18 protein-coding genes, 1 tRNA gene, 1 other RNA gene and 1 pseudogene are annotated in these 21,435 nt (G+C 37.2%); 12 read left to right on the forward strand and 9 right to left on the reverse strand.

The genetic code is table 11. From position 1 onward, the window contains the following. The first annotated feature begins 6 nt into the window (after positions 1-6). A complete protein-coding gene (gene rplI, locus ACRRVB_RS04375; RefSeq protein ID WP_432466751.1) occupies positions 7-450 on the forward strand; it encodes a 50S ribosomal protein L9 in 444 nt (147 codons plus the stop codon). Between the two features lie 173 nt (positions 451-623). Here rplI and tsaD read toward each other — a convergent pair whose 3' ends face one another. The 7 genes from tsaD to ACRRVB_RS04410 form a co-directional block, all read right to left on the reverse strand. Next, positions 624-1,625: a tRNA (adenosine(37)-N6)-threonylcarbamoyltransferase complex transferase subunit TsaD gene (gene tsaD / locus ACRRVB_RS04380; RefSeq protein ID WP_432466752.1), complete on the reverse strand. Its 1,002-nt coding sequence runs from the start codon at positions 1,623-1,625 to the stop codon at positions 624-626. Between the two features lie 349 nt (positions 1,626-1,974). After that, a complete protein-coding gene (locus ACRRVB_RS04385) occupies positions 1,975-3,204 on the reverse strand; it encodes an ABC transporter permease (protein WP_432466753.1) in 1,230 nt (409 codons plus the stop codon). 11 nt (positions 3,205-3,215) lie between these two features. Continuing rightward, positions 3,216-4,688 carry a proline--tRNA ligase gene (proS, locus tag ACRRVB_RS04390; protein WP_432466754.1) on the reverse strand — a complete coding sequence of 491 codons (1,473 nt, stop codon included), beginning with the start codon at positions 4,686-4,688 and terminating at the stop codon, positions 3,216-3,218. Between the two features lie 71 nt (positions 4,689-4,759). After that, an RNA gene (gene rnpB / locus ACRRVB_RS04395) (RNase P RNA component class A) lies at positions 4,760-5,153 on the reverse strand. Positions 5,154-5,167: 14 nt separating this feature from the next. Beyond that, positions 5,168-6,274, reverse strand: a complete 1,107-nt coding sequence (lepB, locus tag ACRRVB_RS04400) for a signal peptidase I (RefSeq protein WP_432466755.1) — start codon at positions 6,272-6,274, stop codon at positions 5,168-5,170. Between the two features lie 68 nt (positions 6,275-6,342). Continuing rightward, the gene (locus ACRRVB_RS04405) at positions 6,343-7,680 is read right to left on the reverse strand and encodes a trigger factor (RefSeq protein ID WP_432466756.1); all 1,338 of its coding nucleotides are present in this window, start codon (positions 7,678-7,680) and stop codon (positions 6,343-6,345) included. Between the two features lie 67 nt (positions 7,681-7,747). Then, positions 7,748-7,829: transfer RNA gene (locus ACRRVB_RS04410), tRNA-Leu, on the reverse strand. Positions 7,830-8,030: 201 nt separating this feature from the next. Here ACRRVB_RS04410 and ACRRVB_RS04415 point away from each other — a divergent pair. Next, a pseudogene (locus ACRRVB_RS04415) lies at positions 8,031-8,347 on the forward strand (transposase); the annotation flags it as partial. A gap of 149 nt (positions 8,348-8,496) precedes the next feature. Here ACRRVB_RS04415 and ACRRVB_RS04420 read toward each other — a convergent pair. Further along, positions 8,497-9,777 carry an RP439 family protein gene (locus tag ACRRVB_RS04420; RefSeq protein ID WP_432466757.1) on the reverse strand — a complete coding sequence of 427 codons (1,281 nt, stop codon included), beginning with the start codon at positions 9,775-9,777 and terminating at the stop codon, positions 8,497-8,499. Between the two features lie 895 nt (positions 9,778-10,672). Here ACRRVB_RS04420 and greA point away from each other — a divergent pair. The 10 genes from greA to ACRRVB_RS04470 all read left to right on the forward strand — a co-directional run bounded on the left by greA (position 10,673) and on the right by ACRRVB_RS04470 (position 19,772). Then, positions 10,673-11,143: a transcription elongation factor GreA gene (gene greA, locus ACRRVB_RS04425; RefSeq protein ID WP_432466758.1), complete on the forward strand. Its 471-nt coding sequence runs from the start codon at positions 10,673-10,675 to the stop codon at positions 11,141-11,143. An 85-nt stretch (positions 11,144-11,228) separates the two neighbouring features. Beyond that, entirely contained in the window at positions 11,229-11,573 is a 345-nt protein-coding gene (locus ACRRVB_RS04430) for a 4Fe-4S dicluster domain-containing protein (RefSeq protein ID WP_432466759.1), read from the forward strand. A gap of 47 nt (positions 11,574-11,620) precedes the next feature. After that, entirely contained in the window at positions 11,621-11,926 is a 306-nt protein-coding gene (locus ACRRVB_RS04435; protein ID WP_432466760.1) for a DUF3276 family protein, read from the forward strand. A 79-nt stretch (positions 11,927-12,005) separates the two neighbouring features. Next, complete coding sequence (gene ychF / locus ACRRVB_RS04440; protein WP_432466761.1) at positions 12,006-13,103, forward strand: redox-regulated ATPase YchF; 1,098 nt, start codon at positions 12,006-12,008, stop codon at positions 13,101-13,103. A 41-nt stretch (positions 13,104-13,144) separates the two neighbouring features. Beyond that, positions 13,145-13,984, forward strand: coding sequence for a CPBP family intramembrane glutamic endopeptidase (locus ACRRVB_RS04445; protein ID WP_432466762.1), 840 nt, complete (start codon positions 13,145-13,147; stop codon positions 13,982-13,984). A gap of 191 nt (positions 13,985-14,175) precedes the next feature. Beyond that, positions 14,176-15,273 (forward strand): dual-specificity RNA methyltransferase RlmN, encoded by a 1,098-nt coding sequence (gene rlmN / locus ACRRVB_RS04450; protein ID WP_432466763.1) that lies wholly within the window; start codon positions 14,176-14,178, stop codon positions 15,271-15,273. A gap of 121 nt (positions 15,274-15,394) precedes the next feature. After that, positions 15,395-16,678 carry a malic enzyme-like NAD(P)-binding protein gene (locus tag ACRRVB_RS04455; RefSeq protein ID WP_432466764.1) on the forward strand — a complete coding sequence of 428 codons (1,284 nt, stop codon included), beginning with the start codon at positions 15,395-15,397 and terminating at the stop codon, positions 16,676-16,678. 134 nt (positions 16,679-16,812) lie between these two features. Further along, positions 16,813-19,212, forward strand: coding sequence for a phenylalanine--tRNA ligase subunit beta (gene pheT, locus ACRRVB_RS04460; RefSeq protein WP_432466765.1), 2,400 nt, complete (start codon positions 16,813-16,815; stop codon positions 19,210-19,212). Next, the gene (locus ACRRVB_RS04465) at positions 19,193-19,480 is read left to right on the forward strand and encodes a hypothetical protein (protein ID WP_432466766.1); all 288 of its coding nucleotides are present in this window, start codon (positions 19,193-19,195) and stop codon (positions 19,478-19,480) included. Before pheT ends, ACRRVB_RS04465 begins: the two co-directional genes overlap by 20 nt. After that, on the forward strand, positions 19,467-19,772 hold the full coding sequence (locus ACRRVB_RS04470; RefSeq protein WP_432466767.1) for a cell division protein ZapA: 306 nt from the start codon (positions 19,467-19,469) through the stop codon (positions 19,770-19,772). Before ACRRVB_RS04465 ends, ACRRVB_RS04470 begins: the two co-directional genes overlap by 14 nt. 175 nt (positions 19,773-19,947) lie before the next feature. Here the strand turns inward: ACRRVB_RS04470 and asnS are convergent, their stop codons facing one another. Continuing rightward, a complete protein-coding gene (asnS, locus tag ACRRVB_RS04475; RefSeq protein WP_432466768.1) occupies positions 19,948-21,366 on the reverse strand; it encodes an asparagine--tRNA ligase in 1,419 nt (472 codons plus the stop codon). Positions 21,367-21,435: the final 69 nt, after the last annotated feature.

Raw genomic sequence — 21,435 nt, forward strand, 5'->3', positions numbered from 1 at the left:
CCTAAAATGGAAGTAATATTAAAAAGTGCATATAAAACATTAGGAAACAAAGGAGATATTGTTTCGGTTAAGGCTGGTTATGCTAGAAACTATCTTATTCCGGAAGGGCTCGCTGTTGTAGCGAATGCTACAAATAAGAAAATTGCATTTGAAAATGCAAAACAAGCAGCACATAAAGGGATAAAACTAAAAGCCGATGCAGAGGCACTTTTACCACTGCTCACATCCGCTAAGGTAGTAATAGCTGCAAAAGTAGGTGAAGGTGGAAAAATATTTGGCTCTATTACCCCTTTGCAAATTGCTAAGGCACTTAAAGCAAAAGACATTGGTGTAGACCATACTAAGATAAATATTGAACACCCTATTAAACAAATAGGAAATTATGAAGCCGTTTTAACTTTACACGAAACGGTTTCCTACACATTAACTTTTGATGTAGTTCCTGCTTAGGGACTATTCTGCTCCTGGGGGCTTCTTAATAGCGTGTGAAAGGGGAATTGTTGCTAAAAACTCTTTTGCATTATCATTTTTTTGTTTTTTGTTTTTTTGATAAAAGCTATAGAAGCCCCTTCCCCATTTATGCTTAAATATTATAGGCCATTTTATCCTTTCTTCGAATAATACTATATTGGATATCTCGGTAAAGATTTTGCCTTTAAATTCACAAAGTCTTTTAACTGATGCTTATAGGCAGCTGTAATGGCTACCATGGCTGCATTATCTGTACAATAGGCCATAGCGGGTATAAAAACCCTCCAATGATGTTCTATAGCCATTTGCTTCAGCTGCTCACGCAAATGGCTATTCGCAGCAACACCACCTGCCAATGCAATGGTGGTAATACCGCTTTTTTGAATAACTTGGGTCAATTTAGCCAATAACATACGCACCAACACTGCTTGAATACTGGCACAGATATCAGCCCGATTCGCTAATACAAATTCAGGAGTTTTACTTCGAATAAAAAGTGCAAAAGCTGTTTTTATACCGCTAAATGAAAAATCAAAATTGGGCATATGCGTAGATGGAAAGGCAAAAACATTCGGATCACCTTCTTGGGCATAGCGATCTATCAAAGCACCACCTGGATAAGGCAATCCCATTAAATGGGCTATTTTATCAAAGGCTTCTCCTACAGCATCATCTTGGGTTGCACCTAATACCTCCATAGCACAATAATCCTTTACCAATATAATCTGCGTATGTCCTCCACTAACAGCCAAACAGAGAAAAGGGAAAGTAGGCTTAGGATCATCGATAAAATTAGCCAATACATGGGCTTGAATATGGTGGACACCTATTAAAGGAATGCCAAGAGAAAAAGCCAATGATTTCGCAAAACAACTTCCAACCAAAAGGGGACCTAGTAACCCTGGACCTTGTGTAAATCCAATAGCATGTAATGCAGATTTTTCAAGGTTAGCTTGTTCGAGTGCAGCCGTTACAACAGGAATAATATTGGTTTCATGTGCACGTGCAGCAAGTTCTGGAACAACACCACCATATTTTTCATGAATCAATTGACTCATGACCACATTACTGACTATTTTGCCATTATGGCTTACAGAAGCAGCTGTTTCATCGCAAGAGGATTCAATACCTAAAATAGTCAATTGTTTTTGCATAATCTGTTCTTTTAGCTCAAACTTTGGATACTATACCACCATTGGCCAAATAATCAAACGTAACAATTTTTTTTTAGCGCCAATGATTTGCCCTTATAATTCTGGTAAAGTAAACGGATCAACCTTTGCTTAATATATACGATAGGTTTCAAATCGTTATAAGATAACGAAAAACAGTATTTGACCTATATAAATCACACGCTTACTGCTGCTAAAAAAGCCTAGAAGTATAGCAAAAATTAGGGGTAATACCAAAAATAATAACTGCTTTTTAAGTAAAACTACTTAAACATATGTTTAATATGGATGGAATCGTACCTTTCATCCAGGAAAAAGTAGGTAAATGGCTTTACCCTTCCTGTAGTGCTTCTATAATTTTTTTTTGTCTTAACCATTTAATCGCAAAATACAATGCAACAGAAAGGGTCGAAAATATCAATAGATTAGGAAATAAAATGGCTTTCCAATGGGTATAAATGGGTACATAACACATATAGTAGAGGGCTGGTTCAAGTGTAATACATCTATAGTGGGCTTGCAAAAAAGACAAACCTAAACCTAAAATGTTCCCATAGAGCAGGCCTCTACACAGGGTACGCAGACTATTATACAACAAGATGGCATATACTTGCCCATCATAAGCCCCTAAAACCTTTAATAGGGCTACCATATAACTACGCTCCATAAGTTGAACGATAAGGGTAGCTACCATAGTGCATCCTGCTACCAATAGTATAAAAAGGATAAAAATAGTTGTATTTTTTTCAATAATAGCGAGCCAATCATAAAAATTAATATACTTACGTTGGGTGGGTATAAGACGTAAATCATAATCTATAAGGTCTAAAATAGTATCTCGTAATGTTTTGGTCGGGGTTACATGGTCTTTTAAAAAAATGGTATATCCATTTACTGTTTCTGAAGACCAATTATTTAACCGTTGCATAAGACGCATATCACAAAAAGCTAAATTTTCATCTATATCAGTTAAATAAGTGCAATAGATACCTACAATCTTTAATTTTCGGTAGCGTACTGTAGGATGAACGGTATGCACCACTACACTATCCCCTAGTGCAATGGATAATCTTTGTGCAAGATGATGGCTAATACACCATTCATTTTGATAGGTAGACTTGGTTAGATCGGGCAGTCTACCTACGACCAGATACGCTTCCAATGCGGTATGGTCGACCATAGGATCTATTCCCTTACACCATATGCCCTCCACCCCTACCTTTGTATGGGCCAGCATAAGCATTTGGGTAAATGGTGTTATTTTTTCAATGGCACTTGGTAAATTAGCCATTAATCGGCTGATTTGGCCACCTTGGAGAGATGTGGAGGACGCTTCCACACTATATTTGGTAATTTCAAAATCTCCTACAAAAGTGGTTATTTTTTTGGTAATTTCTTTTTGAAATCCAAGAAGTACCATTGAAGCGATTAATATAGTTGCCGTACCTATGGTAATGCTTAAGGTAACGATTTTAGATATAGTAGCAGAAAAAACACCACTGCTGCGTTGTCTGACTCGGTTTGCCACAAAGACAATCCAAGAAATGGTCTGAAAAAGCAAGATGCACAGAGTTAATAAGCCTGAGCAAAAACCACTCGTCTTACAGAGGGTTTTCCCGAATAGATACAACGGCCCAGCTCTTCTTGCGCGTCCAATGGTATACAACGAATAGTCGCTTTTGTTTCAGCTTTAATTTTTTCTTCTGTTTCAGTAGTACCGTCCCAATGGGCCAACAAAAAGCCTCCCTTGGAAGCAATAAGCTTTTTAAAAGTTGTATAGTCATCCACTAATAAGACACGCTGTTGGTGTAGCCTAAGCGCACGCTCGTAGATATGGGTCTGGATCGTTTCCAACCAATGGATCACTTGTTCGAAGCAATGGTCCATAGGAATGGTTATTTTTTCCTTTGTGTCCCTACGGGCCAATTCAACTGTTTTATTTTGCAAATCATTAGGCCCCAGCGCTATACGAATAGGAACACCCTTTTGTTCATATTCAGCAAATTTATAACCTGGCTTGCGGACATCGCTATCATCTAACTTTACCCGAATACCTTGGGGTGTTAATGTAGCCTGTAAACTAGCTAATTGGGCCACTATTGCGCTACGTTGGGCTTCTGTTTTATAAATAGGTATCATGACGACCTGTATGGGGGCAATTTTAGGTGGCAATATCAAGCCATCATCATCTGAGTGGACCATAACCAATGCGCCCATCAAACGGGTCGTAATACCCCAAGAAGTACCCCATACATATTCCCGTAGACCCGCTGGATTGGTAAAAGTTACGTCAAAAGCTTGGGCAAATCGTTGGCCTAAGTAATGGGCTGTACCAGCTTGTAAAGCTTTGCCATCCTGAAGCAAGGCTTCAATGGTATAGGTAGTTTCTGCACCGGCAAAGCGCTCATGTACGGTTTTAATACCTTTTATCAAAGGTATTGCCATATAGTCTCTAATAATGCGCTCATACAAATGCAACATTTGCAAAGCTTCTGCTTGGGCTTCTTCTTGCGTAGCATGAGCGGTATGGCCTTCTTGCCATAAAAACTCTGTAGTACGCAGAAAGAGTCTGGTACGCATTTCCCAACGGACTACATTACACCACTGATTCAGTAAAATTGGAAGATCTCTATAGGATTGAATCCAATTTTTATAGGTACGCCATATAATGGCTTCAGAAGTGGGTCGCACAATAAGTTCTTCGTCTAACTTAGCAGTAGGATCAACTTCTACACTACAACCATCTTCAGCCATTTTTAAACGATAGTGGGTCACAACGGCACATTCTTTGGCAAAGCCTTCTATATGCCCCGCTTCTTTACTCAAATAAGACTTTGGAATCAATAAAGGAAAGTAGCCATTGACATGGCCGGTTGCTTTAAAGGCTGCATCAAAAATACTTTGTAACCTTTCCCAAATGGCATAACCATAAGGTTTAATAATCATGCAGCCCCGCACAGAAGCATTTTCTGCCAGTCCTGCACGGACGACTAATTCATTATACCAAGCAGAAAAATTGGATGCTCTCGTCGGTAAAGGGGTCATACGTAATGGATCAGAAAAGTATCTAATATAATAAATAGAACATATGGTTACTTAATTTGGGCAAATGAATAAAGAAAAACAAGCCTATAAGCCGGGTTCTGTAATGCCCTAAGGGGCACTGCTTGTCATTTATCTGGAGTCATAATCACTTATGACTTCTAGCGGCCTACCCGCATGCCTTAGAAACGAACGAGCAGCTCGTCATGCTATAGCATGGACATGTTTATTTGGCCTTGCAATCCCTAAGGTTTACCCTGCCTCTACTGTCACCAATAGAGCGGTGAGCCCTTACCTCACCTTTTCACCCTTACTCGCTCTATTAAAGCTAGCGGTCTGTTTTCTGTGGCACTTTCTGTCACACAGATTTGCTTCCATATGCCTTCCTGTTAGGAAGTAGGGTGCTCTGTATTGCCCGGACTTTCCTCTTTGGTATTGAATTACCAAAGCGACAAGCCAGCTTGTTTTCCTAGTACTACTTACTAATTTACAAAGTGGAATAACCTATTCCAACGGATGCCACTGAAAAAAGAGGGGCTTCTATTTGAAGACAACAAGACCATAACCGCTTTACCCACAATAAAGTCTTCTGGAATAAAACCAATGAACCTAGAGTCATAAGATTGATCGCGGTTGTCTCCCATCGCAAAATAATAATCTTTACAGAAAGTATAAGAAGCTAATTGCTGACCATCTATCCAACATTCAGTTTGAGTAAATCGAACATTTTTGTTTCCTTCAAATTTTTCGATCATAGAACGATACAATAGAATATTTTGTCGATTGATTGGAATAACCATTCCCTTTTTAGGCACCTGCAGTGGACCAAAATTATCTTTGGTCCACTGCAAAGCAGGATGACAAGGATAGACACTAGAGGAGAGGTTGTCCACCTCATCTTCTATTGGAGCTACTGACTGTATATAGGCAGGTAGCATAGTATTGAGCTGCTCCACTTTTGCTGGAGTTGTATAAATGATATAGCCTTCACAACCCGGCACAGTAGATGGCATAGGATTTTTAATACCATTTTTTTCAAAAAAAGCAGCTGTTAAGTGGCGCTTGGTTTTCATAAAATAACGATACTGAGCTTTATCTGCTGAATCAGCTAATGCACCATTTATATAAAGCTGCTTGTGTTTTATCTGCAACAAATCACCAGGAAGTGCGATGCAACGCTTTATCCAATAGTCGGTTAAATCGGGAGGAACATGCCCTATTGGCGTATTAAAAACAATAATATCATTGCGTTTTATTTTGCTCAATCCAGGCAATCGATATTGTGGGAATTGAAGCCAGTCAAGGTAAGAAGGAATTTTTGTAAATGGAATGGTTTGATGGGTAATAGGGATCTGCAACGGAGTGGCAGGTGTACGGGCTCCATAGTGGAGCTTGCTAACCAAAACAAAATCGCCCGTTAAAAGTGTGGGCTCCATAGAAGCGGAAGGTATAACATAAAGGCCAATAACCATCCAACGGATAAAAGCAGCTGCCATAGCAGCAAAAAAAATAGAACTTACCCAATCCCGAATAGCACCTAGAGCGGAACTAAGTCCCCCCTGTTTTTTAGATAAAAAAGAAGTCTTCATACGTGCGCTTCGTTATAAAATACTTAAGGAGACCATTGTAATAGGGTGGTAAATTTTAGGATAACCAACTACCCTCTTGCATCAAAGGTTCCAGCTGAAACAGTTTCAGTTACTACACTTATTTGTTCTTTTATAAAATTTATTGCCCTATCCCTACTTAACTGATTATGCAATTTGGAATAATATTTACCTCCTTCGCTACCCTGTAAAAAAGAAAGTGCACCTGTATGAATCGCCGCATCATTTTCTTCTAGCTCCAAGCCATTATGGGCAGCATAATCAATATAGGCACGCTTGGTTTCATCGACTACATCTGAGGTAGTAACTGCTAAGTTATTTTGACGGACTATATTACTCAATAGAATCTCCCATTTTAAACTTTCTTTATGTGCATCATAGTAGTCTTCTACTGCCTCTAATGTTGCCTCTGGATTATTTACCATAAGCCATCGTTTAAGAAAAGCTTCTGGTAAATCAACTTTATTATGTTTAAAAAGGGCTTCTTGCAAATTTTGATAGAATGCATGACGTGCTTCTGCGCGCTTGTCAAATAAAATAATTTTAGCAATAGCCTCTCGGAACTCATTTTCAGAATTGGCCACTCCTTTTCCTAACACAAGATCGAAAAGGGCAGGTTCAATAGCCATTGGTACAACCCGAACAATTTTATCAATCGTAAAAGTAGCAGGCCAAGCAGATTCATATTTTTTAAAAGCAACAAAGGAACTAAAACTGACGCCTAAAAGGGCGGGGAAATGGTATTTGAAACTTTCTTCTGTGAGCATTACTTGTTGACCAACGCGACGGCCTATCAATCCTTCCCTTAAATGTTCAGGGATGTGCATGATAGAAACACGAATATCTAGACCAAGTGCACCAGTACTATCTATCAATGTACCATATAACATAGTATCCATTGCACTTTCTTCAAGATGTGAAAGTTGACCATGCACAATTTGCAGACCTTCCAAAAATTCATCTACTAATTTAGGTTCAACATGATCTATTTCAAACTCAGTAATAGAAATATTTGGTTCAAATGCAATAGGCAGTTCTTCGATTAAGCCAACTTCATAAGAGAAGGTAAAAGTATCTTGATTTTTAAGATCTACCTCTTCTAAAGGGGTAACCAAAATTGGATCCATAAAAATAGGGATATGCTCTTGTAGAATATAATTTCTTAAAGAAGCTACAGCTATTTTATGTAATTCTTCAGAAAGAATAGAAGAACCATGCATCTTTTTAATAAGATCTTCAGGAACAGATCCCAATCTAAACCCCTTTAAACGAACATTTTGGGCATAATGCTTGAGCTGCTTTGCAACAGCTGACTTATAGTCAAATTCATGTAACGTAATGGAGATAACCCCATGGTTGGGATTAATCTTATTAAACTGAATATCCAAAGTAAAACAGATTTAAAAGATAAGATAAAAACAGATTTTTATTATACTAAAACATACACGGCAATAGTGCGGATGGAGGGACTCGAACCCCCACACTTTTCAGTACTAGATCCTAAGTCTAGCGCGTCTACCAGTTCCGCCACATCCGCAAAAGTAACAAGAAGCTACAAAATCTCCCCTACAAAAATAAAAAAAACAGAGCTCCCAAACAAATAATGTGTGTTCTGGATTAGAGCGTAAGAGAAAGGGTTTAAAAAAGCTCCTTTGTGTTTTACACTTGTGGGATTGAAAAATAACCCTAAAAACCAAAGGAGCCACTTATAAATCTATCAAAATTAGTTGAAATATATTACGCTATTGACGAATTTTTTATAAAACTTATGCCTTATATAAAACTGATTACCCAAATCAAAAAAATATGAAAAATACTTTTATGCCACTATAGGATAAACTAATGATTCGGAAGAGATCCATATTTAATATATATATAACTGGTTTACAATCATTGAAACGATTATCGATCAGCTTAAAAATATTAACTAAATAGAACATTCCAGGAATAAAAGTATACCTAATTGCATTGCCAATTTGATAGCTGGTATTAGAGCTTATAGACTAAAAGAGAAAAAACCAGCTATATTTAATATATATAACTGGTTTACAATAACTCTAATCGAGAATTGATGTTACCATCAACAATTACTTTTCTATGGAGCTTTAAATTTAAGCAATTGAACAGTAACCGGAACAATCATATGAGTTGTAACAACCTATACGAATCAAATAGATAAACACGATAGAACCCTATACTACACATTATTCATAGAATATTCTACAATCACCCAATTTATCGGTAGGACGACCATTTGGGAATATTTTTTCATATTGTTCTTGGTTCTTCCTAAGAAAGTCTGATAAACTGAAGCTTTCTTTCCAAGTCAAGTCTTTACGTAAGAAATAAGTATCGTTTGCTTTTGGTTCACATAAATTATAAGGGAACAAACCACCTCCTGACAACTTTCCTTCACTGGTATCTATATCTCTATTAAACTGTAAAGTAATAACATTACCTTTTTGATCAGGTTTAGATGCGACAATAGCTGTATGACCTCTGACTACATATATATCCCCTGGGTTGATTAACCTTAATTGGTCATCACTGATGTCTCCTTTTATTAAATGGGTAACTGAAGCATAATGATATACATTATCTTTTTGGTCATACGATTTAATTATCGCGTTAGTCGTTAAGCTGCTAACCTGAGCAGTAGTACAATATGTTGCTTTTCCTACAGCACTAGAACAATCTTCTGGACCCAATAATAACTGCCCCTTCAAATCAGAGCTACAAAAATTATGCAAATCTGATCCATACCACCTGCGCTGACCACCATATTGGTAATCACCTATAAGAAGCATAGTACGTTGAGAAGCAAAAGGATAAGACTCAGGTACTAGGCTATCTGGTAATTCAAAATCAGGATCAAGAAAATGATACACTGTAGCCGCTGCAGGCATATTTATTGGATCTGGCTTTATACCTAAAGTAGCTGCAATGCTTATAAGCATCACAGTGCTGACCGAAGGATTTTCATTACCCCAAAATACAGTATCACTCGGTGATTTTAAAGTAGGCAACGCATCCACAGGGACAACATTAGACATGTTACGATATAATTTGTCTTGCCGTAAGTTAGTTATAAACATTTCTTTTTGGCTTTGCACCCAGTCTAGAGCCATTGAGAGCTGCACATAAGTTTTATTAGATCTTACAGGAAACCCAATTTTGTCTACATTAATACGGTTGAGATAATTATTTATTGCTTTGCTGGTCTCACAATGGCTTTTCAAGCCATTAATGATTAATTGTACTACCGTTTCCCCATTATCATCTTGCGTTTTTTCTTCAAGTTTATTTTTAATAAGGCCCAATAATCTATTCTGAATATCTTTTATAGATAATTGCTTAGATCTGACCTGTGCAACCATATGTGCAACTGGTAATGTATTAATATTCTCCAATGCCAGTGTTGGATCTATATGACCATCATTCATACTATATTTATGGAATGTATTACAACCAGCAGTAAAGACCATTAGTAATAGGCAGAAGCATCTATTGTATTTTAATTTTAGTAAAACACTGAAACGGATCAATACAACATAAATAAATTGCCTTATGAGGGTCTGTTTTTTTTGATTAACCATAATATATTTCATCATTTTCTTACGATATTTTTTAATACATATGCACATTGGCTTATGAAAGCTTTTTATATTTAGCTTAAAGGAAACCAATGTTATATTTAGGCAAATCGATTGTATAAAAATACAATTAGAAATTAATAATACAAAATATAATTTTAAAATAAAAGCTTTAATGGCTGTTATGTTTGGTTCTTTCGTAGATTCTATTGCCTATATATTCTGAATTAGCCATTAAAAAACGTTTAAAAAAGCTCGCTATAAAATCAACCATAGATGCTGCACAACGATTAATTTTATTTTTTTATTTTTTATATTAGCGCTTTGGCCATGCCAACGGCAAACAGCCATATTGCAAGGCTTACCAACCAAGTTAATTTGAGAATATTACTAATTGCAACCAAGTAGCCAAACATGCTGTTGTTTCTTGGGCTAATATTTATATGTAAAACAATTAAAAAGCTTGGAAAAACCTGGCTGCATAATTTTTATAAGTACGAATCAAGATGAAAGGTAATATCAAAGCAATTGGAAGATTTTTAGCAGTACTCCTTGCCTTACTGTCCGTAGGTATGCATTGGGGCGTTGTGGTCATACCCATCCTTGCTGGGTATAAGTTTAACATGTTATGCATTGCCTTCCTACTCCTATTTTTATCCATAGTTCTTTGATAAATAACCAGTACTAGCATGAATGTATGAAACATACTAGAAATAGTGATTTTTTAAAGCAATCGGAACGATTTGCATCGTAAAAAACAATTAGAACCATAAAACATAGAACCTCCATGACCTATTACACAGAAGAAGGATTAGAGCGCATGAAGAAAGAGCTGATTTGGTTAAAAAGCGAAGGGCGCATTCGAGTAGCCAATGACTTGGCAGAAGCTCATAAAAAGGGAGATCTAAGTGAAAATGCGGAATATGATGCTGCTAGAGATGCACAAGGATTATTAGAAGCAAAAATTGCTGCTTTGGAAACTTTGGTGGCCAATGCTAGAGTACTACAAGCAGATGAAATTGACTTATCTCGGGTTTCTATTCTCTCAAAAACACGCGTTAGGAATAAAAAAACAGGTATAGAATCTGTTTTTATGCTTGTCTCTCAGGGAGAAGCTGACCTAAAGCAGGGTAAAATTTCTGTTGAGTCACCTATGGGAAAAGGACTATTAGGTAAAAAAATATCTGAGACTGCTCAAATCGATACGCCCTCTGGTATCATTGAATTAGAAATTTTAAAAATTGGCTTAGATCTTTAAAATTATTCACCCAAACTCTAGATAAGAATTTGCTGCAATCTTTTATTTCTATTAATTTAGCAAGTATATAAATAGTTTTAGAAATATGGCTTTACGGATAACAGAAGCATGTATTAATTGTGGTGCATGTGCAGTGGAGTGCCCTAATACTGCAATATATGAGGGTGGAGCAGATTGGCAATGGGCTGAGGGTACACAGTTGAAAACAGTAGAGGTAGAAGGAGTATTATTGGATGCCACTACGCCACAACCATCCTACACAGATGATACCTTTTATATTGTTACAGACAAATGTACAGAGTGCGTTGGTTTTCATGAAACACCGCAATGTGCAGCAGTTTGCCCAGTAGACTGTTGTGTATTAGATCTAGATCACCCAGAAACGAAAGAAAAATTGCTAGAAAAAAAGAAATTTCTACATGGGTGTTAAAAGGTGTCGCCAGAACCAGGATATATAATATATAAATTAAATATACAGTGGAATTACATAGAGGATTAGATGAGGTTTATTCCAAAAGGGTAAATGCAGGAAAAAGAGTTTATTTTTTTGATATAAAGTCAACCAGAAGCAAAGACTATTATCTTACCATCACAGAAAGTAAAAAAAGAACAGAAACCGATGGCATGGCTTACGAAAGACATAAGATTTTTTTATATAAAGAAGATATAAATAAATTTATTCGCGCACTTACTGAAGTAGTTGATCACCTTAAAACTACACTAATGGCGGACTATGCATTCGATCAATTTGATCGAAATACAGAGGAAAGTCGAAACAAATAAGCTACTCAGATCAAATTAAAACACATTTAGGATGCTTATAAGCTGTCATATTAAAGTTTTTGATTTTATACATTGACCTATGGCTTTAAAATGTGGACTTGTTGGGTTGCCAAATGTAGGCAAATCTATGTTATTTAATGGTTTATCAAATGGGAATGCAGCTTCTGCCAATTTCCCCTTTTGTACCATAGAACCTAATCTAGGCATGGTAATTGTACCAGATCCACGTATAGAACGCCTTACTACACTAGCAAACTCTAAAAATAGTATACCCGCTGTTATAGAATTTGTAGATATAGCTGGGTTGGTAAAGGATGCCCATCAAGGAGAAGGTTTGGGTAATAAGTTCCTTAGCCATATTCGTGAAGTGGATGCAATTGTACATGTGATCAGGTGTTTTGAGGATGAAGATGTATTACATATAGCTGGTGGTGTAGATCCTGTTTTTGACAAACAAATTATAGACCATGAGCTACGGTGCAAGGATATCGATAGCTTAACCAAAAGGTTAAATAAGATGGAGCAGTTTGCTAAACATGCATCAAAGGCTTCACAAGATGGCCATAAGCTATTGAACTTATTTTTAACAGCACTTAAACAAGGCCGTAATGCACGAGACATTCGCGTAACAGCAGCAGATCAGCCACTGATCGACGATTGGCAGTTACTTACCTCAAAACCTGTTATTTACTTTGCCAATGTAGATGAAGCTACCATACTTGGGAATGATAACCCTCACTTGTCTGCCCTACAAGAGGCTATCACCGAAGAAAATAGTAAGATGATTGTGGGCTCAACTGCATTAGAAATACAACTTAACGCATTAAATGGTGAAGAAAAAGATTTTATCTTACAAACATATAAACTTAAAGCATCTGCATTAGACACGTTGATTCAATCGACCTATTCGTTGCTTGAGCTGATCACCTATTTTACAGTAGGCCCACAAGAGGTACGGGCATGGACTATTCAAAATGGTACGAAAGCACCTCAAGCAGCAGGCGTAATTCATACAGATTTTCAACGTGGATTTATTAAAGCAGAGGTTATTGCTTTTGAAGATTATCAAACCTATAAAAATGTACATAGCTGTCGTGAAGCGGGAAAGCTACGCATAGAAGGTAAAGATTATGTAGTCCAGGATGGTGATGTAATGCTTTTTCGTTTTAATGTGTAGTAAATTGTATATATTAAATGAACGCTACCTACCTTCTGCTAATGTGTACCATACTGGTAGCCTTATTCTGTAAGCAAAAAAGACTTGCCTACCTATGGATCATCGCTACAAATTTAGTAGCATGGTACCAAGGGGTAATAAATAGCATCGGTATCTTTTTTTTAGCCCTATCTATCTATATTGGCTACATATATTTAAACTTTTCACTACATAAGTGGGCAAGAATTGTATTACGTACTATATTATGTGCATTTATATTGGTCATTGCATTGCATGGTATTCCAGGTTTTGTTAATATATCGGCGATCCATGCAACAAAACTATCTCCATTATCCGCCCCGTTTTCAATGGATCTAAACTTTGATCAGCCGATGGTTATGCTAATGGTTTATTGTATGAGTGACCTATCTACTTTAGAAAAAAGTAATCACCTAAGCTGCTGGCAGCTTATAAAACATACCGTTATTCCCTATATATGGTCTATTCCATTTATTTTTATACCCGGTTATCTAAGTGGCTTTATATTATTTGATCCTTGTCTAACCAATATACTGTGGATATGGGTCATGCATAATTTTTTTTTAGTTTGTATGGCAGAAGAAGTACTTTTTCGTGGTTGTTTACAAAGAGCTATCCAAAATGGGTTAACCCGTTATGGGATCGACAATGGACTATGGGCCGTTATACTCACTTCATTCCTATTCGGCATAGTACATTTTAAAGGGGGTATTATCTATATGGGACTCGCAGCTATAGCTAGTTTTTGGTATGGATATACCTATTACAAAACAAGTAAAGTAGTATGCTCGATGATTGTCCATTTTGGTGTAAATCTACTCCACTTTTTACTATTTACCTATCCCATGGCCATGGCCAAATAAGATTGCTTCTTCTAAAGAAGCAAAGCCTAACGATGGCTTTGGCCGTTTAAGTCTAGTGGTCATCATATGCATGTATGATATTTTGAATAAAATATTTCCAAACCATTAATTTTTTTTCCAATGCTTATTTTCTCATTATAACAGTACACTACTATGGTATATAATTTTAATACTTTATTTTAATCAATTTTATGTCAGCATCTCTAAGCAGCTGTTTGCCCAAACCATCCATCTATAATTTAACTGAAAAAGAATTAATAATTTGGTTGACAGAACAGGGTGAAAAACCCTTTCGTAGTGGCCAAATTTGGAAATGGATCTACCAAAAACGAGTCAATAGCTTTAGTGCAATGAGTGACTTAAGTGTAAACACTCGATCGCTACTAGATAAACATTTTTTATTGACTTCCACGGTAGAAGATAAAATTCAATATGCTAAGGATGGAACGATTAAGTGTTTACTGAAACTACATGATGGCCATTTAATTGAAACCGTTTTAATGGAACATAGCTATGGGCTATCCATTTGCGTTACCACACAAGTGGGTTGTAATATTGGTTGTACATTTTGTGCCAGTGGTCTCCTACCCAAAAAAAGAGATTTAACAGCAGGCGAAATAGTAGAGCAATTGCTCCATATGCAAAAAAAGTTGGATACAGCGCCTGGGCAAAAAAGAATTAGCCATATCGTCGTCATGGGTATTGGAGAACCATTCGATAATTATAATCATCTTTTGCGCTTTATACATATTGTAAACCATGCCAAAGGCCTTGCTATTGGTGCACGACATATTACGGTTTCTACCAGTGGACTAGATCGTAAAATAAAAACTTTTGCAGATGAAGGTCTACAGGTAAATCTTGCCCTTTCCTTGCATGGAGCCAACAATACACTACGTACACAGATTATGCGGCTCAATAAAGCCATTCCCATAGAAAAACTTATGGAAGCCATAGATTACTACTTGGAAAAAACAAATAGACGTGTAACCTTTGAATATATTTTACTAAAAGATGTGAATGACTCAGAATCATGTGCTTTTGAGTTAGCCAATTTAATTTTGGCACGCAAACAACGCCATTTGATTCATGTAAATCTTATTCCCTATAATCCAGTAAATGAATTAGTCCATTACAAACGCAGTCTGCCCAAGACTATTTACCATTTCATTTCTACACTACGTGCACAGGGCATTTATGCAGTTGTGCGTGGAGAACATGGTACAGATATTGACGCCGCTTGTGGACAATTACGTAGTAAACAACTACAGTACAACATAAGCGATTAATTGATGCAGCAACTTTTAGTATAAATAATTTAAAAATGGTAACTTGATGTATCTGCTACTGATTAGCAAGCAAATATTTATATTAAAATATCTAAGATTTTTACCTAAATATCGAAATACTATGAATAAAACAGCTGTTACTAAGGAACAAATTTTAGCCTATCATGCGCAATTTCCTGCTGGTAAAATAGGTACGTGTCTCACCAAGTCCCTTCATACACCCCGTGATATCATTACAGCTTATACACCTGGTGTAGGTATAATTTGCGAAGAAATTGCTGCCTGTAGTGAACGCATTTACGAATATACCAATAAAGGCAACTTAGTAGGTGTCGTATCCAATGGTACAGCTGTATTAGGTTATGGACATATGGGACCTTTAGCTGCTAAACCCATTATGGAAGCAAAGGCAATGATCTTAAAAAGATTTGCGGGGGTGGATGCCTTTGATATAGAAATTGATGCAACTGCCCCTGAAGAAGTGATACAGGTTATTAAAGCATTGGCGCCTACTTTTGGTGCCATTAACCTAGAGGATATTAAAGCACCTGAATGCTTCCAGATTGAAGCATCTTTAATAGATCAATTGGATATACCCATTATGCATGATGACCAACATGCTACGGCTATTGTGGTAGCGGCTGGTTTATTAAATGCCTTATTAATTGCAAATAAAGCTATTACAGACGTACAAATCGTTTTTAGTGGAGCTGGTGCAGGAGCCGTTGCAACGGCAAAACTTTTGATTGCCCTAGGCGCCAATCCGGCGCAGATCATTATGTGTGATAGAAAAGGAGTGATTCGTCAAGATAGTGATACACTTACGCCTATTAAAGCACCCTTTGCTACAGACCGCCCCGTGCATACCTTACATGATGCAGTAATCGGAGCAGATGTTTTTATAGGACTCTCTTCTGGGAACATATTAATGAGCCAAAGTATAGAACGAATGGCTAAGGATCCTATTATTTTTGGCTTAGCCAATCCTGTACCAGAAATTTCTTACCGAGATGCTATGGCTACTAGACCAGATGTTATCTTTGCCACAGGACGTAGTGATTTCCCGAACCAAGTAAATAATTTAATTGCTTTTCCTTACATTTTTAGAGGTGCCTTAGATGTAGGTGCTTGTGCGATTAATGGAGCCATGCAACAAGCTGCTGTACAAGCCATTCAAAAACTGGCACAAGAAGAAGTACCGGTTGGTATTCGTAAATACTATGGTGAAACCATCCATTTCGGCAAAGAATACATACTCCCCAAACCGATGGATAGCCGTTTACTCTCTACCGTTTCTATAGCTGTTGCACGCGCTGCTATGGATTCTGGCATAGCTAGAAAACCTATTAATGATTGGGATGGTTATGGCGTGCAATTACTAAAACGAGTAGATCATCAAAACTAAAGGCAAGCTACTTATGGACTTGCTTCTTGTTACAAAAGGCATCTATTAAAAAATAGCGCAAATGTATCTATCAAATCAAATGGTTATACAGAAGGTTGCAACAGTAGCTATATAATATGGATTGATTACGCATTATGAAGATATCACTAAATTGGCTAAAGTCTTATATAAATTTTTCATTAAACGCTTTAGAATTGGCACCGCTTCTAACCCAAAGAGGGTTAGAAGTAGTCCACATACACCCCACCATTAAGGGTGGTTTAGAAGGTCTTATAATAGGTGAAGTGCGATCATGCCTACCCCATCCCAATGCAGACAGATTACAGCAAACCTTAGTAGATATTGGATCAGATAGGCCGTGCACTATTGTTTGTGGTGCCGCTAATGTAGAAGCTGGTCAGAAGGTAGTGGTCGCACCAGTGGGTAGCACCATTTACAATTATGTAGACCAAAAACCTTTTGAAATTAAAAAAATTAAAATGAGAGGGGTCTGGTCTGAAGGAATGATTTGTGCGGAAGACGAAATTGGCATCGGACCAGCACATGCTGGTATTATGGTATTGTCCACTATGCTACCTGCCGGAACGCCGGCCAAAGATTACTTTAAAGATCTAATAGATGAAATTTTAGAAATCGACATTACACCCAATCGAGCAGACGCTTGTTCACACCTAGGTATAGCCAGAGAGCTAAAAGCTATTTTACACCTTCCTACAACGCTTCCTTCCATAGAGGCGTTTCACACTGTACGATCTGATCGGCCATTAAAAATAGATCATATAGATCCTCTACTATGTCCACGTTATACAGGACTCTTGCTTAAAAATAACACGACTCAACCTTCTCCCGAATGGCTGCGTACTAGATTATCACGGATTGGTGTAAAACCCATTAATAATGTAGTAGATGTAACCAACTTTGTATTGCACGAGTTGGGACAACCCTTACATGCTTTTGATTATGACACCATCATCGGCCAGTCACTGATGGTGCAACTATGCGCTCCAGGTACTTTATTTACAGGATTAGATGGAGTAACGAGAACACTGGCTGGTCATGAATTAATGATTTGCGATGAAGGGGGGCCTATAGCAATGGCTGGTATTATGGGTGGATACAAGACACGTATTACAGAAACCACGCAACATGTTTTTATAGAAAGCGCTTATTTTCATCCAACCGTTATACGTCGTGCAGCGCAGCACCATCATATTAAAACGGATGCTTCTTTTCGATTTGAACGTGGGACAGACCCCAATCTTCCCCTTTATGCGCTAAAAAGAGCAGTACTATTGTTGCAAGAACTAATCCCTTCTGCAGAAGCATGTGACGTAGTAGAATATTATCCAACGCCATTAGCCCATTTCAATATTCCTATTGCTTATGCAGAGATTACGCGATGTTTGGGTAAAACAATTGAGCCAACTACCATTAAACAAATTATAACAGACTTAGAAATAGTTATTGAAGCAGAAACTGAGGAAGGGTTTACTGCAAAGGTACCTCCTTACAGAGTGGATGTAACCAGAAAAGCTGATCTGATTGAAGAAATTGCACGAATATATGGATATGACCGCATTCCTAACCATTTAACTGCTGCTTATTTTGCTCCTGAAAGTAGAATAGATAACCGCCATAAATTGGCAGAAGAAATTAGCAAAATGCTGGTAGCCAATGGCTATTATGAAATATGCACCAATTCTTTAACCAAAGAAGTTTATGCAACTATAGAAGCTACAAAAAAAACAATTTCGATTCTTAATCCACTGAGTGCGTCTACCAATACATTACGGTCTAGTTTGCTCTTTAGTGGACTAGAAGTGATCGCCTACAATTTTGCACGCCGTCACCACGATTTAAAACTATTTGAGTGGGGTACCATTTATCACCAAGATGGCACATCATATAATGAAGAAAAAAGATTGGCCCTTTGGTTAACTGGTCAAATAGAGTTGCTGAACCAGATAAGCCAGACAAGTCCTATAACGTTACAAAACATTCGGGCTACTATAGAACAACTTGTCCAAAAGTTAGGTATTATGGATCTATCCTACAAAGCAGTTACCCACCCATTCTATACACAGGGCGTTGAAGTCGTAGACAGCGGTAAAGTAGTAGCAACTTTTGGCCAGGTTAAGCCATCTATTACAAATTATTGTTCTTTGGAACAACCTGTTTTCTTTGCAGATATTTGTTGGAATCAACTGTTAAAGATCAGTAGACCACATAAAATTTATCAACCTATTTCTAAATTTCCTGCAGTTAAAAGAGATCTATCGTTGATAGTAGATAAGGCAATTTGTTTCCAAGAGATAAAAGATTTAATTTTAAAGCAGGGGCATAAAAATATTCAATCTATCCATCTTTTTGATCTCTATGAGGGCCCAAGTTTACCAGAAAATAAAAGCGCTTATGCCATTACTTTTACCTTACAGGATAGTGAAAAAACACTAGATGACAAAAGTATTGATCAAATTATGCATCAACTGATGCAAACTTTTGAACGTGAATTGCATGTCATTATTAGAAGATAATTCATCTAAAGAGGATGACCTCATCATAGCACGATTTGAAAAAACAGTTGCAAAGCTATTACAAGTGCATGCAAACTACCAAAAACAAATTGTACATTTAACAGAAGAAAATCAAACATTAAAGTCTTTACTGGAAGCGTCAAAAAGAACCGCTGATGCACCTACAGCCAACCATAATTCCCCTCCATCGGGCCATCATTTAGTCCATCGGATTAATCAGTATATTAAAGAAATAGATTTCTGTTTGGCCTATTTTGAACAAGTTTAATACCATGGAATCACTCTCTATAAAAATTAAAATCAGTGACCGAATCTATCCTATGAAGGTACAACCAGAAGATGAAACCTTTGTAAGAAGGGCGGGCAACATCTTAACAGAACGGATTAGAGGATATCAAAAAAAACTTGGCATTCAGGATCAACAAGACCTGCTAGCTATGGTAGCATTTGATTGCCTAGTAGCCTATTTAAAAGTCCAAGAAGCCACTGGTACAAAAAGCAATCAGCTGATACAAAAGATAGAAGGTTGGAACAATTCTATTGAAAAAGCATTACAGTAGATAAATAGGTTTTGTCATCTTTACTAAAAATAAATATTACGTTGCTGTTTGAATCTAAAACTTAGTAACGATGTTTACTATTAGCGCCAGATTAGTTGCCTTATTTTAAAAGATTTTGTTCATCAGCAAAGGTAATCCTGTTGTGTATATAGATGAATAAATGGGAAAAAGCCACTTAACAGGGTACATGGCCTGGTGTACGTGGAAATGGAATAACATCACGTATGTTTTCCATACCCGTTATAAACAATATCAACCGGTCAAGCCCTAACCCAAATCCGCCATGGGGTATGGTACCAAAACGTCTTGTATCCAGATACCAGTTTAAATCTTGAATAGCGGTACGTTGCATTGCTTTTTGCAAATAATCTATACGCTCTTCTCTTTGGGATCCGCCAATAATTTCTCCTACACCAGGGAAAAGCACATCCATAGCTGCTACTGTTTTGCCATCATCATTTTGTCGCATGTAAAACGCCTTAATATTTTTTGGATAATCCGTTACTACTACAGGTTTTTTAAAATAATGTTCTACCAAATAACGTTCATGTTCTGATTGAAGATCCATACCCCAATCGGTAACAGGATAGACAAACTTACCATGCTTGCTTGATTGAGCTTTCTTTAAAATGGCAATGGCTTCTGTATAGGTAATACAAACGAAAGGCTCTGCCAATACGAATCGCAACCGTTCTAAGAGGGGCAGCTCAGCTCCATCTTGTTCATTTCTATAGCTAAGCAACCGTTGGTTCAAAAAATCTAGTTCTGTAGGACAATGTTTTAGTACATAGTCTAATAAAAATTTTAACAACCCTTCTGCAAGCGCAATAGTATCTTCCAAGTTATTAAAAGCCACCTCTGGTTCAACCATCCAAAATTCTGCTAAGTGTCTGGTTGTATTGGAATTTTCTGCCCTAAAAGTAGGACCAAAAGTATAGACCGCCCCTAGTCCCATAGCAGCTGCTTCTGCAGCAAGTTGTCCAGAAACTGTTAAGTTAGTAGGCTGATTAAAAAAATCTTCTCTAGAATCAACACTACCATCTAGGTTTTTAGGTAAGTGGGCCATATTCAGGCTCGTTACACGAAATAATTCTCCTGCACCTTCTGCATCAGCTGCAGTAATAATAGGCGTGTGAAGGTAAAAAAAACCACGCTCGTGAAAAAAATGGTGAATCGCATAACTAACGGCATGTCTAATGCGAAACACCGCACCAAAAGTATTGGTGCGAAAACGAAGATGTGGCCATGTGCGTAGAAATTCTAACGAATGGGCTTTGGGTTGTAAGGGGTAGTCTGGCGCATTCCCTAGTAGGGTCAGTTGGCAACCATGTAATTCCACCAATTGATTGCTACCTTTTGAAGCCACTAGATTGCCAGATACTTCAACACTAGCACCTGTAATCAGTTGATTGAGTAATGTCTTGGGAAGTGCAGATGGTTCCATAACTACCTGTAGGTTTTCTTGACAAGAACCATCATTTATTGTAAGAAATATAACCTGCTTATTGATACGCTTGGTGCGAATCCAACCTTTTGCTTCAACTGCAGTACCAACTGTGCCAAACTGTAAAAGTTCTTTAATTTTACGATACAATGTATTCTCTTTTAGTATAGGAATAATATAGAAAGATTCATATTTTTTTGGTATACCTATATAACATAC

Source organism: Candidatus Cardinium hertigii (genome assembly GCF_050864855.1).
GTDB classification, from domain to species: Bacteria; Bacteroidota; Bacteroidia; order Cytophagales; family Amoebophilaceae; genus Cardinium; species Cardinium hertigii_C.